Consider the following 17,541-nt stretch of genomic DNA (forward strand, 5'->3'; position numbering starts at 1 on the left):
ACATTTCGGACGCTTTTCTTATGATCAGGAGGGAAATTCATATGGACGACAGATCGAGACCGGCTTCATCTTTAACCAAGGAAGATATTTGCATGCATGTGGGGGATGAATACGACCGTTATATGGGAGCCATCGTGCCCCCCATCTTTCAGAATTCATTATTCACGCGCAAAACAAAGGATCACGGCTATACCTATACCCGTGTGTCGAATCCCACCACGGAAATTGCCGAGAAGAAAATTGCCGCCCTGGAGGAAGGGGAGGAAGCAAGATGCTTCTCGTCAGGGATGGCCGCTATAACGGCTGCATTGATGAGCGTATTGGAGAAAGACGGTCATGTCGTCTGTCCGCGCAACGTCTACCCGCCGACAAAGGGATTTCTGGATACCTATATGGTTAAATTCGGCATCCGGACGACATTTGTTTCAGGCGAAAGCACGGAGGAAATAGAAGCGGCGCTGCTCCCCGATACGAAAGTGATTTATCTGGAAACACCGTTGTCCAATGTATTCACGCTTCAGGATTTGCAAGCGATTGCGGACATCGCCCGGGCTAAGGGAATTGTCACAATCGTTGACAACACCTGGGCAACCCCGCTTTATCAGAATCCGATTGCTTTTGGAATCGATATGGTTGTGCATTCCGCCACCAAATATATGGGCGGACACAGCGATATTCTAGCCGGCGTTATTATCGGCCGCAAATCGCTGATGGATGAGATTACCCACCGCGAACGCGGCATGTTCGGTGCAGTGATGGATCCCCACCAGGCCTGGCTGCTGATCCGCGGGCTCCGCACGCTCCCGGTGCGGATGAAGCAGCATCAGGAGAATGCCCGCAAAGTGGCTGCTTTTCTTGAAGGACATTCCATGGTGGAACGCGTGCTGTACCCGGGGCTTCCCAGTCATCCGCAATATGATCTGGCATGCAGGCAGATGATGGGCTGCTCCGGGCTGTTCAGCTTCGTACCCAAGGGAGACCGGCAGCAGATTGTCGGTTTTATGAAGCGGCTCCGGCTGTTTGAGGAAGGACCAAGCTGGGGTGGTTTCGAAAGCCTGATCAACTCACCGGGTCTGTGGCTGAGCGAGGAAGCCTCCGCGCAAACGGGAGTTCCGCAGGGCCTTGTGCGGATTTCGGTCGGACTTGAGCATGCGGACTCGCTGATGGAGGATTTGGAAACCTCCTTGAACAAAATCACTATTGCTTAGAAATGCCCGCTCCGAGCGAAGGCTGACTTCTCCGATATGAAGATAAGACCCGTATTTACGTTCACAACAAGAAAACTAATAAAATGTAAAAATCAACGCATTTAAAACGCTTACATCAGGTTATACAATAAGATCAATCTACCAGGAAGGCAGGAATTCTATGGAAGCGCAAACAAATATCAATACGGAATTACCACTGGATATAACGGCGAATAAACAGAATTCGCGGTGGAAGAGAATCCGGAAAAATCTGGACCTCTACATCTGTTTAAGCCCCGGTTTGATTTTCTTTTTTATCTTTGCTTATATACCGATGTTTGGCCTTCTGATTGCCTTCAAGGACTACAATATTTTCAAAGGCGTTCTGGAAAGCCCGTGGAACCATTTTCAATCGTTCAAGGACATGATCAATCTGCCGGATTTCTACAAAATCGTGCGCAACACGCTCATGCTGAATGTGCTGGGACTGGTGTTCGGATTCCCGGCACCGATTATTCTGGCGATCCTGCTCAATGAGGTGCGCAATAAATACTTCAAGCGGGTTACACAATCTCTGCTCTATCTGCCGCATTTTATGTCCTGGGTACTGATGGGCGGTATGATTTACGCTTTACTCTCGCCCAAGTTCGGGATCATTAACCAGGTGCTGCAATGGATCGGCCTGGAACCAATTTATTTTATGGCCAGCAACAATTGGTGGATCAGTATCTTTGTCGGTTCCGGGATCTGGAGCGGAGCTGGCTGGGGAACGATCATTTATCTGGCGGCGATGACCACGCTCGATCCTCATCTGTATGAAGCTGCATCCATCGACGGAGCGGGCAGATGGAAGAAAATGATCCATATTACGATCCCGGGCATTATGCCGACCGTCATAATTCTGCTGATTCTCAATGTCGGCCACATGGTCTCGATCGGCTTCGAGCAGCCTTATGCGCTGATGAACCCAAGGGTCATGGACGTCGCGGATGTACTGAGTACCTTTATCTATGATCTTGGCATCCGGCAGGGCGGGTTTGGTTTGACGACGGCGATCGGAATGGTCCAGTCGGTCGTGAACCTGATGCTGGTTGTCGGAGCGAATTATTTGGCCAACAAAATGGGCAGGGAAGGCATCTGGTAATTTAGACAAAGATGAAGGAGTGATCCTATGGCAGAGCAGGCCCAGCCAGCAGCTAACCAGAATTATCGCCGGAAGCGAAAACATTCCTTCTGGGACATATCGTTTAATGTATTTAATTACTCCATTATTTCGATCATCGCTTTTGTTTGTATCTTCCCGTTCCTCAATACCTTCGCTAATGCATTCAGCAGCAGCCATGCCATTCAGTCCGGCAAGGTCGTGTTATGGCCGGTTGAATTTCAACTGGATGCGATGCGGTCTGTATTCTGGGACAACAATGTCATCCGCGCTTTGTTTGTCACTATTTTTGTGACGGTGGTCGGCACAACGCTCAATATGGTTCTTACGATTATGACGGCATATCCGCTTTCCAGAAGGGATTTGGTAGGCCGCAAATATTTTATGAACTACATGATTTTTACGATGATGTTCAGCGGAGGCCTCATTCCCGGCTATCTGCTGATCAAATATCTCGGGATGCTGAATACCCTGTGGGCGCTTATTATTCCCGGTGCTGTCAGCGCGTTTAATGTCATTATTATGAAGTCTTTCTTTCAGAATATGCCGGAGGAACTGCGGGAAGCGGCCGTCATGGACGGCTGCGGCAATATCCGGTATATGCTGCGCATTGTGCTTCCGCTCTCCGGAGCGGTTATGGCCACAATCGGCTTGTTCTATGCAGTTGGGCACTGGAACAGTTACATGAATGCGATCATCCTGATCGACAATTCCGATTTATTTACCCTTCAGGTACGGCTGCGGAACATCCTGCTGCTGTCGCAAATGGATACTTCTCTTGAAGTTATGCAGCAGCAGGGGAAGCTTCAGGTTATTGAAGAATCTTTGAAAGCATCTACGGCAATCTTTGCAACCGTTCCGATTCTGATCGTTTATCCATTCCTGCAAAAATATTTTGTCAAAGGCTCTTTCCTTGGCTCCGTAAAAGGCTGACAGCTCCAGAAGATACGGCTAAAGGGAGTCCTTTGCAGCTTAGTCAATTCTTCTCTGAGAAATATAAGCCCGGTACTGGTGAAACCTTAACCTTCCTTATATGTTCAAGAAAACGGCAGGATCAGACGTATCCTAGCAGGAATCGTCTGTTAAATCATATTTACCTGTGGCGGTATGCAAGCACGATGTACTAATTCCAGTAATCCATGAGGAGGAAAGACGATGGTCAATGTGCGTAAAGGGGTCAGGATCAGCCTGGCATGTGTTCTGATGTTCAGCTTGTTGCTGCTGGCTGCTTGTTCAAATTCAGGAAAAAATGACTCGAAGACGAATACGGAGGGTACAAACAACAAGCCTGAACAAACCACGAACACAGGTGAAAAAGAAACGCCTCCCGTCAAGCAGGTCAAGCTGCGTGTCATGATTTACGACCGGGGGAACGCGCCTGAAGGAATGAAGCTTACCGAGGCACCAATGGTGAAGTGGGCCCAGGAGAAGGTGAAGCCACTTGGCATCGATCTGGAAATGGTGCCGGTAGCCCGTGCGGAAGCGGAGAATAAGCTGAATGTATGGCTGGCTTCCGGGGAAGCTCCGGACATCATCTTTACGTATGACAGCAATACGCTTTACAAATATGCGGAGCAGGGCGGTATTTGGGAGTTGGATGACCTGCTCAAGGAATACGGGCCGCAGATTATCAAAAACAATCAGAAAGCGCTGGACCAAACCGGTATTTACGAAGGCAAACGATATGCCATTCCGGCACTGAGGGCGAATCCAAATGTCGGTGCGGTATTCAAAATACGCCAGGACTGGCTGGATAAATTGAATATGAAAGCACCGACAACCATCGATGAGCTGTATACGGTACTCAAAGCGTTCAAGGAAAAGGATCCCGGAAATGTCGGCAAGGATAAAGTCGTTCCTTATGATTTCCCGGCTATAGGCAAGGCGTTCATGTACCAGCTATCCTCGGCGTTCGGGATTAATCCGAAGCTTATGAACAACGGGACGGACCTGGCAGGCGGAGTGTGGGAGAATGACAAATATATTTCCAATATTGCCGCGCCTGGTGCGCGCGACATGTTCAAATTCCTCAATAAGCTTTATGTGGAAGGTCTGATCCCGAAAGAATTCGGAACCGACGTGAACAATCAGCAGTTCAATCAATATATTGCCCAAGGCGTGACCGGATTTATGGAGAACAATGACTCCGGCTGGGCAGCTACCGATTCCACGATGAAAGCCGTGCCTGAAGCCAGATGGATGCCGATTGATCCGCTGAAAACGGCAGATGGGAAGCAGATGGCCGGCGGCGCAGCTGATTACGGAATGTTTATTATGGTACCGAAAGCGAGCAAAGAAGATCAGGCGGTAGCTGCCGTCAAATATTTGAACTGGATGGCGGAACCGGCTAATATTGTCGCTTTGCAATCCGGTCTGGAGGGTACACACTATACCCTTGATCCTGACGGATCACATGTTGTGATCGATCCGGATAAAAATAAAAATGAACTTGAATGGTATGCATCAAGTGGGGATTTGGCGATCATTCAGCAGGGACAGCCGCTAAACTCGTATGATGTGCTGAAGAAGTCGGCAGAGAAAAGCAAATTGTTCGATCCTGAATATTACGCGGCCGTAAACACCAAATACAATGAGATTTTTGCCAACTTTACGCCAAAAACCGTTGAACTGACGGATCCAAGGCCGTTTGCGCAAAAAAATCAGGAAACAATCAAAAAGTTTATCAACGAATCGATAACCAAAATTATCGTTTCACCAAATCCTGATAAAGAATATGATGCCATGATTGAAGGCTGGAAGAAACTTGGCGGCGAAGAATTTGACAAAGAATTAACAGAGGCCTACAAAAAAGCCAACTACCAGCCGTAACACCGGAGAACGTGAGACCGCTGATTGCTCAGCGGTCTCTTGGCATCCATCTTGTTAATCGGTAAGGAGTACCAATTTAAAAGGGGAGGAATATCGGATGAGTATGCTTATCCGTAATCTGAGAGTTGAATATTTGCATCATCCGGCAGGAATTGATATCCGGCAGCCGAGACTTGGCTGGTTGCTGGATTCCTCCAGACGCCAGGCAGCTCAATCTGCTTATCAGGTACTGGTAGCTTCAAGCCGGGAACGGCTCGATGAGGACCAGGCAGATATGTGGGATAGCGGCAAAGTGAGATCGGATCGTTCGCATGCCATCCGCTATGAGGGGCGCGAGCTGCAGTCCGGCTGCGAATATGTATGGAAAGTGAAGGTGTGGGACCGGCAAGGCGAAGAATCGTCATGGAGCGATCATTCGTCTTGGTCCATGGGGCTGCTCTCCCGCAAGGAATGGGAGGGCAAATGGATCGGATTGAAGTCTCCCCGTCAGCCAACACATGCGGAACCGAAGCCTGCCATCTATATGCGGGGAGCATTCCAGTCCCACAAGCCGATTCGTAGAGCCATACTGTATGCGGCTGCATTGGGGTGTTACGAGCTTTATATAAATGGCAGCCGAATCAGCGACAGCTTCGCGCCCGAGTGGACGGATTATAACATCCGCCTCCAATACCAGACCTTTGATGTGACTGCGGCAATCAGCAGTGGCGAGAATATGCTGGCTGTTCTGCTGGGGCATGGGTGGTACTCCGGCTACATCGGGATGTATGGTTATCAGCGTTACGGCAAGGACCCGCGGATGCTGCTTCAGCTGAATATCGAATACGCTGACGGCTCGCGGCAGTCGGTTGTATCCGGCCCCGATTGGAAGGCTTCATTTGGCCCGCTGATTGCGACCGATTTCCACATGGGCGAAATCTATGATGCCAGTCTTGAAATGCCTGGCTGGCAAGCCGTGGATTTCGACGACGGAGATTGGATGGCTGCAGAAAAATTTTACGACTATAAAGGACGTATCGTCTCTTCATTAAGCCCGCCGATCCATCCCATTATGGAACTCGCGCCTGTATCCGTCACGCCAAGGGAAGGCGGGCGCAGGATCGTGGATATGGGTCAGAATATGGTGGGTTATTTGCGGCTTGCGCTGCGCGGGAAAGCAGGCACCGTCGTCACGATCCGTCATGGAGAAGCGCTTGATGCCAGTCAAGAGCTGTACACGGAGAACCTGCGGTTATCGCGGCAGATTGATATTTATACGATGAAGGGCAGCGAAGAAGGTGAAGTGTATGAGCCTCATTTTACGCTGCACGGGTTCCGTTATGCCGAGATCAGCAGTGGCGGGGACGATCTCGAACTGACCGCTATCACAGGCGTAGTGGTGCATTCGGACCTGACACAAACGGGATTTATGGAGACATCCAACTTGCTGCTCAACCGGCTGCTGCAAAATATCGAGTGGACGCAGCGGAGCAATTTCATCAGTGTGCCGACCGACTGCCCGCAGCGGGACGAGCGTCTGGGGTGGAGCGGGGATGCCCAGGTTTTCTTCCGGACGGCCAGCTATTTGATGGATACCGCGCCCTTTTTCACCAAATGGCTGACAGATTTGACGGACGCGCAGCGTCCGACCGGAGCCTTTACGGACTTTGCCCCGTTTATTGCGGGCGGCAAAACCGAGCATGGCGGTGATATGACCTATGATCATACCGCCTCAGCCGGATGGGGGGATGCCGGTGTTCTCGTACCCTGGATGATGTATCAGGTTTATGGGGACAAAGACATCATCAGCCGTCATTACGAAGCTATGACCCGCTGGATCGAATTTCTCCATGACCTGCATCCCGGACATTTGCGCGAGGATCTGCCGCAGTTTGGCGATTGGCTGTCCATGGCTGAAGCTCGAGGCGCGGATGATTTCCCCAATATCTCGATCCATTCCACCACACCTTACGATGTATTTGCAACGGCATATTATGCCTATTCAACAGAGCTGATGAGCCGAATGGCTGCTTTACTCGGGAAAACGGACGACGCCGTTCGTTTCCGGAAGTTGAACGCGGACATCAAGGAGGCTTTCAATCACGCTTATGTGGATGGGGACGGGAAGATTAAGGGCGATACCCAGTCTGCTTATGCGCTGGCTTTATCCATGAATCTGCTGCCTGAGGAGAAACGAGAGTTTGCCGTTCAACGGATTTTGTATTTGCTGGAGCAAAGCAATTGGCATATGTCGACAGGCATTCATGGAACCAAATATTTGCTTACGGTATTGGCGGAGACTGGTTATGAGGATATCGCATACCGGCTGCTGAACCAGCAAAGCTATCCGTCCTGGTATTATTCGATTTTGCAGGGAGCAACAACAATCTGGGAGCGTTGGGACGGGTGGACGGAAGAAAAAGGGTTCCAGCGGCCGGGAATGAATTCCTTCAATCATTACGCATTGGGCTCGGTAGGCGAGTGGATATTCCGATATGTCGGCGGAATCGATCTGGATGAGGAGCAGCCGGGCTACAAGCATATCCGCATCCATCCCCGCATAGGCGGGGATCTGGAATATGTCAATTGCCGGTATGATTCCATCCAGGGAACGATAGCCTGCAACTGGCACACAACCGCAGCCGGGGTCCTTCTGAATATAAGCATTCCTGCCAACACCACAGCGTCCATCAGCATCCCCAGAGGTGCCGGGCAGCAGGTGAGGGAGAGCGGGCATGAACTGGAGCAAGCCGAGGGCATTATCATTGCAGGCGTATGGGAAGACCGGATTCTGCTCCATGCTGGATCGGGTGAATATGAGTTTGTTGTTTCCTGACCGCATGCCGACGGGCATCCATACTCTAATAGAGGAGCTTACTATGAACAAGCAAACCTATCTGGATTACATTAAGGCGGCTGTGCTTGAGGGCCGGAAGCATTATGATGAAAGCATTGCGCAGTGGCGGCAATCCTATCGTCCCGACCAGTTTCTGGGCATGTATATTCCGCCGGGGAATTTGATGATTCAGGCACAGACCGAAGGATTTCTGTATCATGTCACCGGCGAGGAGGAATATGGCAAGCAAGCCAGAGAAATGCTGCTCGCCATTGAATCGTTCAAGGATATTGTGCCGGAATCACTCCGGAACCGTCACCCGGAATATGAGAAAGGCGTTACTTCCTTCGATCCGATGTTCCAGGGAACCCATTATATCCAGGGATATTTGTTTCTGAAGGATTCGCAGCTGCTTACCAGGGAAGATAAGGAACAGATTGAGGATTCCATCCGCAGCTCCGTGCAAGCCGTCATGCATTATCCGGAATGGGGAGCGCATAATCGCTCCATGCTCCGGGCTTTCACGGTTGCTCTGGCGATAACGGCATTGGGCGATACGGCGGAAACACGAGAATGGGCAAAGATGCGTGATTACCTGGCCCAGGAATCCATCGGGGGCTGGTCGATCGAGGATGCGGAGCTGTATTTGCCCCTGTGGCTTGGCTCTTGCATGATGGTTGCGGATCATACGGGGAAGGAAGCGGCCTATTACGCCAAGCCGCAAACCAAATTTTATTTCGATTATATTACCCATGCGATATCACCCTATGGACAGCTGCCGGATTTTGGCGATGCCCATTACAATTCGTTTTGGTATTTGTGGCTGGTCTGTCTGGAGAAAGGAGCGGCCAAATACCAATGCGGTCATATGAAATATGCTGCAGGCTTAATTTGGCAGTATGCCATGTCCCATCAGGAGGGCGCTCCGTCTGTTTATCTGGCTTCTTATTTCACGAATGCTTATTTGTGGGCGGATGATGACCTGGAACCGGTAAAGCCGGATTGGCAGAGCGAATTGCTGCTGGAGGATCTGATTGGGAAGAAAGTCGCCTTTCGCGACGGCTGGGAGGAGGATTCCACGTATCTGCTGCTCAATTACCGGGACGAAGGCGAATATGCCCATATCGCTAGGGAATATTTGCGGAGAACGATTCAGGCTCCCGCGGAAAAAGCCCATCATGGCCATGCCGATGAGAACTCCATTGTGTTTCTTGCGCGCAAGCAAAACATCCTGCTCCATGACGGAGGATACCGGGAGGCGGCTCCGAATGGTAAATACCGCGCCGATATTTATCATAACCGGCTGGTGTTCCGGGAAGGTGAACGTGCAGAAGGAAGTACGCTTTATGACTTCATTCATGATGATGGAACCTATAAGCGCGTGAGCACCGAGAAGCTGCATTTTCAGACCTTTAAGGAATTGGATTATAGCCGGACCCGGCTGACGGATCCCCATATAGGCATTATTTGGGACCGGGCGATCACGTATTTAAAGCAAGAAGGCGTATTTGTTGTTGTAGACTGGACGAAATCACTGGGAAGCAAGCAGCTTAGCACAGCCAATCTGTGGCATCCGGGAGCTGTACTGGAAGCTGGAGATGCCTGGCATGTTGGACAGGTGCAGCATATCTGCCGTCAACCCGGAGACACCCATCCGTTAATCAACGCCAAAGAGCTTGCCCTCTTGATAGAATTTCCCGGAAGCAGCCGGCCGCAGGGCAGCGAAACGATCCGCAGATGCTACGGAGACAGTGAAATGGTTTATGAGCTGGATAGCGCTTATGTGCAGGTGGGGACGATGAATGCTTTTGTCACCGTACTTACCCCGTTTGCTGCGGATGACAGCGTGTCGGGCGTTAAGGATCGGGTAAAAATAACCCGTCTTGCGGAGGAGAAGGATAGCTTGTCTCTTCGATACGAAGCAGGAGGAACCGTTTTCCACTTGGCCTACAAGCTGGACTTGGATCTAGGCGTTATTGCCGGTACCAAAGATTTCCCCAAATATGCGTGGGAACAGAGCCGGCTGGATTATGGCGCAATTCAAACGGACGCGGATTTTGCTTACATCCATATGGCGCCGTCCGTACCGAGGCGTTACGGCTTTGTGAACGGCTGCGGCATCCAATTCGGAGATACTCTGTTGTTCCGGACGCCGCAGATGTCTTCCTATCAATTTCACAGCTCCGCTTTCCGCACGGCAGATCATAAATGGAGGGCATGGGACGGGGATTTCAACCAATAGGAAACCGGCTGCAGGTTAGCTTCTGTCAATATACTAATGATTGGTTAACCTAGTTCTGGTATAATGGTTAACAAATCAAAGAATTACAGGAGAACAACAGCCTATGACGATCAAACTGCGCGGCCATCATTTGCTTTGCTTGCTCGGATACCGCGGAATGGGGTATTCGGCCGATTTTTGCACAAACATGACCGATATTTATGAGACGCTGCGGTCCAAGCCGGATTCCCTGGTAGAACTTGTAGCTGGACCGGATGATATTTGCCGGGCATATCCGCCCGAACAAGACAATCATTGCAATGGAACGGTCCATCGGCTGGATGGCGACGTACTTGCCAAACTGGGTTTGTCGTCCGGCAACATAATCAGCTGGCAGGAAATATGCGCCGCTGTAGCGCTGAAGGTGGCACCGGATGATATCGGACATTTATGCACCAGCTGCCCCTGGCAATCCTACGGGGTTTGCCAGGAAGGCGTCCGCATGGTAGCGGAAGGAAGACCGCTCCCGGCAGTAAATAGCGGGGAGTCATCGTCCAATTAACATGACAAAAGTCCGAAGGAAAGGATGGATGGCTCATCATAGAAAGCCTTGCTTCCTGCAACCATCCGTTGCCCGCCTTGAGGGATAACGCCGCTTCCGGTCGTTATCCCTCTTTGTTCTCGGATAGGGTCTTCTTTTCTTTATTCGAAGAAAAAGAACGAATCCAATCCACAAGCAAATAGATCAGAGGTATAACTCCCGTAATGATGACCAGGGCAGTTCCGCCGTGACTGAGCATGTGATCGAGCTCCGGAACCGATCTGACCAGAATTAACGACAAGATAACCGCTGCTGTGGACATCGACAAAGCGAAAGGCTTATGGTCCTTCAGGGAAAAGACTTGTGTCAGCCCCACAATCGCAACAAATAAAAACAGGCTGATTTTGATAAACAAGCTGGACATCCAGATAGCAATCAAGGCGGGATCCAGATTTGCAAGATGGGAACGCGGGCTGGAGTACCGGAGCAGTTCGAGCTCCGTATATGACAGGTTGCCCGCCAGATCAGGGCCAAAGACCAGAATAGCCGGGATCAGGCTGGCTAAAATGACTAAAACGGAAGTGAACGTGGCCCATCCAAGCGATCTCATCGTAGTGCCTCCGCGTGTGAAGTAAGGGTATATAAAGGGAATAAACGCCATTTCCCCAAAGAGACTTTCTATAAAAATCGTACCATTCCACACCATTTTAAAGTCAAAATGATTGATCAGCGCTATGACCATATTGCTGTCAATTTGCGTGTAGATCAGGAAGGGAATCACCACGATACCGGCAATACTGAAGAAAAAAATACCCTGTGCGGCGCGGAAAATCGATTCTATTCCGGATCGTACCGAATAGGCCAGGCAGACCCCGAATAAAGCGGCGGCAGCCCACAGCGGCGTCAGAGGCAAATAGAATTGAATGAGCAGGTCCAGGAGCTGGCGCATAATTGCGGATGCTACATACATGTAGGAGATCACCATGAAGATGATTACCGGAACATGCAACCACTTACCCACGATTTCTTTTCCATATACGCCAAAGAATTGGTCCGGTCTTCTTATGGCAAGCCGATAAGAGCCATAAGTAACGGCCAATCCGAAAATTGCGCCCACGATGACACAAATCCATGATGAGAAATGAGCGATTTGGATTAGCGGAGTCAGTAAGAATCCGATAGTGGAAGTAAATAAGTATTGAGTGAACAGCATATAAACCTGCGATTGCGGGATTGTTCCGATTTTCCGTTTCATAAATGTTTATTCCCCAATCAGCAGCATACGATTAATGGGACCGAACAGGAATTCAAGAGTTTGTCCGAACGTCCAGCGGTCTCTCAGAAAAAAAAGGGTCTCCATCACAATAAACAAGATGACAACCGAAGCGATTACCAAAAAAAACGTACGCGGCTTACGCTTTTTCTGACGCAAATACCGGATATCTTGCCATAAAATATAGCCGTACAGAATGCCGATTACGATCATGAGTCCACCGCCATTTCCGGAGTTTTAGCATGAATAGGCTGCTGAATCGTACCCACTCGGCTAATAGAAATATCGATCATCACCTCAATTGCGATCTCCTTGCTGTACAAATCATGCCATTGTGTTTTGATCCGCTTCCACTCACGGGGATAACGCCAATCGAGATAGTCGCCAAAGTGAAAGACATCCGATTTAACTTCTCTGGTCTTGTCAATAGTCTGCATCATGACGTTCTTCACTCTTTTGTTCAGATCTTGCTCCAGCTCTCGCAGATGGTCGGGATCCTTCAAGTCAATCTTTGAATTGGAAGCAATGATTTCCGCAATCGCTTTGCTCCGGATGGTAATTGTTATTTTCTCATTATTTATTTTCGGACGGATTCGGGTATCCAACTGTCGGATAATGACGTCGATATTTTTGCCATCGGTACGTGATGGTATACTGATTTCCGAATCTTTCACCTGCTCGAGTACCCATAACCCACCTCTCATCTCTTGAGTAGTCAGGGATCCCACCATTCTCCCTTGTTTGAAAATTGCCGCTCCTCCCGTGCCCATCCAGGTCTGATTTTCAGCTTGCTCTTGATCAATATGTCGTTTTTCAAAACTCAGCAGCGGTATGATGATATCGCCCCCGCTGTAAGACGCCTTGAGAAAATCGGTTGCGGTCGCACTGAGTGCAATTTTCTCTTCTACGAAAGCCATCAGAATATCGGATACAAATCGTTCGAAAATAGGGGGGACTTTAATGAGCTGTTTCCCTTCACCGGAAGTAACAAACAGATTGGCATTGATGTGAAACGCCGGTTCGCGTGCCAGAAAATCAAGAGCCGATGCTACACCTTCCTTCGCCAGAGCTTCCCCAAAGATAACGATATAGGTTTGGCCGAATGTGATTTTCCGGGATAAATCGGCTTGTATTCTTCGATAGGCCTGACCGATATCCACACCGACCTCGGACAAGAATGTGTAGGGCTTTTGTCCGCCGCTCCCGCCTGAACCGCCTGCTGAACCGGGGATCAACCGGTTGGTAAGCGGGAAAGCAAGCGTCAATTCGACACCCTGTTCTGCTTTATCCAAAATGACCATACTGACAAAAGCCTGCTCATTTAACTCCGCCGAAGACCAGCAGCCTGCTTGCAGACACAAAGGAATGACGCCAAGGAGGAATAACAGAAACCGTTTCATCCGATAGTTCCACTTCAATCCGTATCACCCTCTTCGGCATTTCTCCATGGACGGGTATTCGTTTCCCGTAATTTCCCCTGTTTGTCTGACATTGACGGCCATTTATGCATAAACCATCGGGGAGCTCTCCAAAGAGTATCCTTCAAATCGCTAACATTTAAGGGAGCGACCGGGGTGAGATAAGGAGTCCCGAAGGAGTTCAAATTAATCAGATGTAAATAAATCAGCAGCATCCCGCAGGCAATTCCAAACAATCCGAATACACCGGCTAAAATCATAATGGGAAACCGCAGCAGCCGCAGTGCCAATCCCAGATCGAAATGAGGAACGATAAAAGACGCAATCCCCGTTAACGAAACGATAATGACCATAAAAGCAGACACGATTCCAGCTTCAACCGCAGCTGTGCCGATAATTAACGCTCCAATTATAGATACGGCCTGACCAATCGCTTTGGGAATACGAACAGCTGCTTCGCGAAGCGCCTCGAAAGCAATTTCCATGATAAGCGCCTCGATAAGGGCCGGAAAAGGCACGACCTCCCGGGAAGCCGCAATACTGATCAGCAATCTCTCCGGTATCATTTCAGTATGAAAGGTAGTAATTGCGATATAGGTGGACGGCAGCAGGAGAGAGAGGAACAGAAAGATAAAGCGGATCCAGCGGATCCAACTGGCGGCTACATAACGTTGATAGTAATCCTCAGCGGCTTGCAGCAGCATAAATAAGGTGACAGGTGCCAATAACACGATCGGCGTTCCGTCGACAATGATCGCTACCCTGCCTTCCAGTACGGAAGCGACCACAACGTCTGGACGTTCCGTGTATTGAAGCTGGGGGAATGGCGAATAGGGGGAATCTTCAATAAATTCCTCCAAATACGTATTCCCCAATATGCTGTCGATTTGAATACTCGACAACCGTTTTTTGACTTCATCAACCAGTTCCTGCTTGCAAGTTCCCTGCACGTAAGCGATAACAACTTCTGTTTGCGTTTCAGTTCCGATAAGCATGGATTCCGTCTTGAATTTCCGCGTTTTTATTTTTCTGCGGATGAGCGTCAGATTAACTTCGAGAGACTCGATGAAAGATTCGCGCGGTCCGCGCAAAACAGATTCATTAGGGGCTTCTTCGATCGCTCTTTTCTGGAAAGAGCATACCGGAAAATCGGCCATACGTTGATCACCGTCTATAAGCAGCAGGACATGACCATTCAGAATGGCCATAATTCCTTCGGACCGGTTGGCAGTTATTTTCATGTCGGCAACAGGAAGCTGCTTCAAATCGAATACCTGCCTGCGTAATACCGCGGCATCTGCTGCCTCCAGGGAAAAAAGGCCGTTCAGAATGTCCTCTTGAATGGTCTTCTGATCGACCATTCCCCGGTAATAAAGAATGGCACAGCCCGCTCCGGAATTCGTGCAGAACGTACGTACAATCAAGTCTGAGTTATCAGCAAGCTCCTGGCGAAACCATTGAAGCCTGTCCTTAAAGGACTCCGAAGGGTTTGTGCCGGGAGTATTTATCGTGCCTGCGTCTGGGGAACCAGGTTGAGGCCATGCGGGAGACTTTTGGGAAGAACGTTTTTTTTTATTTCTGAGCCAGGATGATATGGACATAGGATTTCCCTTCAGCTAACTATTCTCTCTATCCTTTTACAGGATTGCTCAAATAAGACGAAAATATTCCGGGTGCTGCTTAGGGGCGCGCTATCTGTGCGGCCAAATTATTTATCTTATTGGGCTCCACTAACGAAACATTTTGTATCATTCATGCGTAAGAAGGATGATTGAATTGCAGAGCAGTCTTCATTGGTGTAATTCGTATGATACTCGAAGAACAAGGGAGAGGGATGAAGTGAGAAGATTACAAATGATTATTTTATCGGTGCTGATCCTTCTGGCAGGTTTGCCTTTAACGCAAGCGGGAGCGGCTGAGCTTAATACCGAGCAGAAATTTCAATTTTTGCGCAATGAAGGTATTTTTACCGGTTTTTCAGATGGGTCCTCCCGTCTAGGGGAAGCCATGTCGCGCGAGCAATTCGCGACCGTGCTGTTCCGTCTGTGGGAGCTCAAGGAAGAGGCAGTCAAACCAACCTATAGTGATGTGCTTAAGACCCGATGGTCTTATGGCGAAATTGAGGCGGTTACGAAATCCGGCTTAATGAAAGGGATGGGGGCCGGCAAGTTCGGTCCAGCCGCAAAAGTGACGGTCGAGCAGCTTGCAGCAGTGCTCGTTAGGGCTTATGGTAATACCGGAGGCGGCTCGACCGTTGTATATGGCAAAGTATCGGCTTGGGCCAAGACAGATGTCAGTGCCGCGCTTGACAAGAGTTGGATTCCCGAGCAATCCGATTATACAGTCGTAGCCAGGCGTTCCTTGCTGGTAGAAGCTTCCTATGCCGTTTATCTGGATATGAATCCCGGTCTGAATCCTGATCGTGATTCATTGGATGCGGAATCGGTAACGGCCAAATCAGCCACGTCCGTTCAGATCAAGCTGAAGTATCCAGTCCAAAGTGCGATCAAAGAGCAATTTGTCATCGCCGATACGGCAGGGAATACGCTGTCGATACGAAATGTTGCATTAAATGCGGCGGGTACCATCGCGACGCTGACGACAGATAAGCAAACCGCCGGAATGGTTTACCGTCTTTATGCAGCGGGGAAAAGCTGGACCTTCACGGGGGCAAGCGATGATCAGTCCAAACCGAAGATTGTTTCATCCAAGATCAACGGCGATGCATCCATCACCGTGGTTTTCAGCGAACCGGTTGAGAGCGCTTCGGCTGAAAAAGCAGCCAATTACAAATTCAATAATGACTTGACTATTACCCGCATCAGCCTTGGTGCAGATAAGAAGACAGTGACGATTCTGACCCAGAAGCAAAAGGCGGGCACGCTCTACACACTTATAGTAACCAATGTCAAGGATCTTGCGGGCAATGTGATGGATCCCGGAAGCCCATTATATTTTGGCGCAGTCGTAGATAATACTCCGCCTGCCATTACCAAAATTTCAGCAGGAACCAATAAAGTCGTGCTGACTTTCAGTGAAAAGCTGGATCCATTATACGCGGAGAACCCGGCCTACTATTTCTTTGACGGCGGACTCGGCTTAGCAACCAAAGCCGTTTACAAGGATTCGGACCGAACGGTTACGCTGTCGACTGGCAATCAGGTTACAGGCAAAAGCTATAAAGTGACGGTTTATGCAGTCCGTGATTTGACCGGCAATGTCATTGCCGACAGTACGCAGCGCTCATTCAGCGGCAATGGAGCCAGCCAGGTGGCTACCATCGCCGTAGAGACGATCCGTGCGGTCAATGAAAATACAGTGGAGGTAGCCTTTAGCAAGTCGCTTAAAGGTATAAGTCTGTCCACACTCAAGCTGACGGTTCTGACGAATGACGGTGCTTCTGTCTCTACAACGGGCTGGAAATATTATCTGGCACGCAAAGAAGGAAATGATAAAATCATTAGCTTTCAAATCCGAACGGCCGATAATAGCAATCCAACTATATTCCGGCAGGGGCATGTTTATATCGCTTCGGTCAGCGGAATAGTAGGACTCCAAACAGCCGACAACGCTAACAGGAAATCGTTCGCGGGGATCGATATGCCTAATTTGCGGCCATATGCGACCGGTGCATCGGCTTCCAATAACAAGACGGTTACGGTCTATTTCAGCGAACCGGTTAAGAATGTAAGTGCAGGGGCTTTCCGCATCACCGGCTCCGACGGGAAAACGGTGGTGATCGCTTCTGATCAATTGAAGGACAAAACCAAGATTGTGACACAAGTCACTCTTAATCTCGGCGGAGTGCTGCAGAGCAATAAAATATATCGGGTGAGCTTTGTCAGCGGCGTCACGGATGCGGCCGGCTGGAACGCGCTGAAGAATAAAGAAGGTACAGCGACTTATTATGTGACCTTCAATGGCACGGATACACCCCGCTAATTTTTCAAGTGACGAATGACAATGCAAGGGTGTAGATGCGGTTCCTTTTCCTCATTTGAGGGAGAGGAGCCGTATTTTTTTATGATCTGTTTATTTTCATGATAAAGGTCATTTCCAGTTGAGGAGAGGAAGCAGGTAAGGCCATTCCGTTAT

At 49.5% G+C, this 17,541-nt stretch carries 12 protein-coding genes; 8 read left to right on the plus strand and 4 right to left on the minus strand.

The window, feature by feature from the left end:
• Positions 1 to 41 precede the first annotated feature (41 nt).
• The 7 genes from IEY46_RS06625 to IEY46_RS06655 all read left to right on the plus strand — a co-directional run bounded on the left by IEY46_RS06625 (position 42) and on the right by IEY46_RS06655 (position 10,776).
• Positions 42 to 1,208 carry a trans-sulfuration enzyme family protein gene (locus IEY46_RS06625; RefSeq protein WP_188990304.1) on the plus strand — a complete coding sequence of 389 codons (1,167 nt, stop codon included), beginning with the start codon at positions 42 to 44 and terminating at the stop codon, positions 1,206 to 1,208.
• Positions 1,209 to 1,368: 160 nt separating this feature from the next.
• Positions 1,369 to 2,331 carry an ABC transporter permease gene (locus IEY46_RS06630; protein WP_188990306.1) on the plus strand — a complete coding sequence of 321 codons (963 nt, stop codon included), beginning with the start codon at positions 1,369 to 1,371 and terminating at the stop codon, positions 2,329 to 2,331.
• Positions 2,332 to 2,358: 27 nt separating this feature from the next.
• On the plus strand, positions 2,359 to 3,282 hold the full coding sequence (locus IEY46_RS06635; protein WP_188990308.1) for a carbohydrate ABC transporter permease: 924 nt from the start codon (positions 2,359 to 2,361) through the stop codon (positions 3,280 to 3,282).
• 222 nt (positions 3,283 to 3,504) lie between these two features.
• Complete coding sequence (locus tag IEY46_RS06640; protein ID WP_188990310.1) at positions 3,505 to 5,178, plus strand: type 2 periplasmic-binding domain-containing protein; 1,674 nt, start codon at positions 3,505 to 3,507, stop codon at positions 5,176 to 5,178.
• Between the two features lie 97 nt (positions 5,179 to 5,275).
• On the plus strand, positions 5,276 to 7,993 hold the full coding sequence (locus IEY46_RS06645; protein ID WP_188990312.1) for an alpha-L-rhamnosidase: 2,718 nt from the start codon (positions 5,276 to 5,278) through the stop codon (positions 7,991 to 7,993).
• A complete protein-coding gene (locus IEY46_RS06650) occupies positions 7,893 to 10,235 on the plus strand; it encodes a heparinase II/III family protein (RefSeq protein WP_188990314.1) in 2,343 nt (780 codons plus the stop codon). The genes IEY46_RS06645 and IEY46_RS06650 overlap by 101 nt, the downstream gene beginning before the upstream one ends.
• A 103-nt stretch (positions 10,236 to 10,338) precedes the next feature.
• On the plus strand, positions 10,339 to 10,776 hold the full coding sequence (locus IEY46_RS06655; RefSeq protein WP_188990316.1) for a DUF1284 domain-containing protein: 438 nt from the start codon (positions 10,339 to 10,341) through the stop codon (positions 10,774 to 10,776).
• A gap of 103 nt (positions 10,777 to 10,879) precedes the next feature.
• Here IEY46_RS06655 and IEY46_RS06660 read toward each other — a convergent pair whose 3' ends face one another.
• From IEY46_RS06660 to IEY46_RS06675, 4 genes are read right to left on the minus strand one after another with little or no spacing between them, the layout of a single operon-like run.
• On the minus strand, positions 10,880 to 12,010 hold the full coding sequence (locus IEY46_RS06660) for a GerAB/ArcD/ProY family transporter (protein ID WP_188990318.1): 1,131 nt from the start codon (positions 12,008 to 12,010) through the stop codon (positions 10,880 to 10,882).
• Positions 12,011 to 12,016: 6 nt separating this feature from the next.
• Positions 12,017 to 12,241: a hypothetical protein gene (locus IEY46_RS06665; RefSeq protein ID WP_188990320.1), complete on the minus strand. Its 225-nt coding sequence runs from the start codon at positions 12,239 to 12,241 to the stop codon at positions 12,017 to 12,019.
• Positions 12,238 to 13,446, minus strand: a complete 1,209-nt coding sequence (locus tag IEY46_RS06670) for a Ger(x)C family spore germination protein (RefSeq protein WP_229750110.1) — start codon at positions 13,444 to 13,446, stop codon at positions 12,238 to 12,240. The genes IEY46_RS06665 and IEY46_RS06670 overlap by 4 nt, the downstream gene beginning before the upstream one ends.
• Positions 13,443 to 15,047 (minus strand): spore germination protein, encoded by a 1,605-nt coding sequence (locus tag IEY46_RS06675; protein ID WP_188990324.1) that lies wholly within the window; start codon positions 15,045 to 15,047, stop codon positions 13,443 to 13,445. The genes IEY46_RS06670 and IEY46_RS06675 overlap by 4 nt, the downstream gene beginning before the upstream one ends.
• A 238-nt stretch (positions 15,048 to 15,285) precedes the next feature.
• Between IEY46_RS06675 and IEY46_RS06680 the strand changes: the two genes are divergently transcribed.
• Positions 15,286 to 17,388 (plus strand): Ig-like domain-containing protein, encoded by a 2,103-nt coding sequence (locus IEY46_RS06680; RefSeq protein WP_188990326.1) that lies wholly within the window; start codon positions 15,286 to 15,288, stop codon positions 17,386 to 17,388.
• Positions 17,389 to 17,541: the final 153 nt, after the last annotated feature.

Origin of the sequence: Paenibacillus nasutitermitis, from assembly GCF_014641075.1 — a bacterium.
In the GTDB taxonomy this organism is placed as follows: Bacteria; Bacillota; Bacilli; order Paenibacillales; family Paenibacillaceae; genus Paenibacillus_Z; species Paenibacillus_Z nasutitermitis.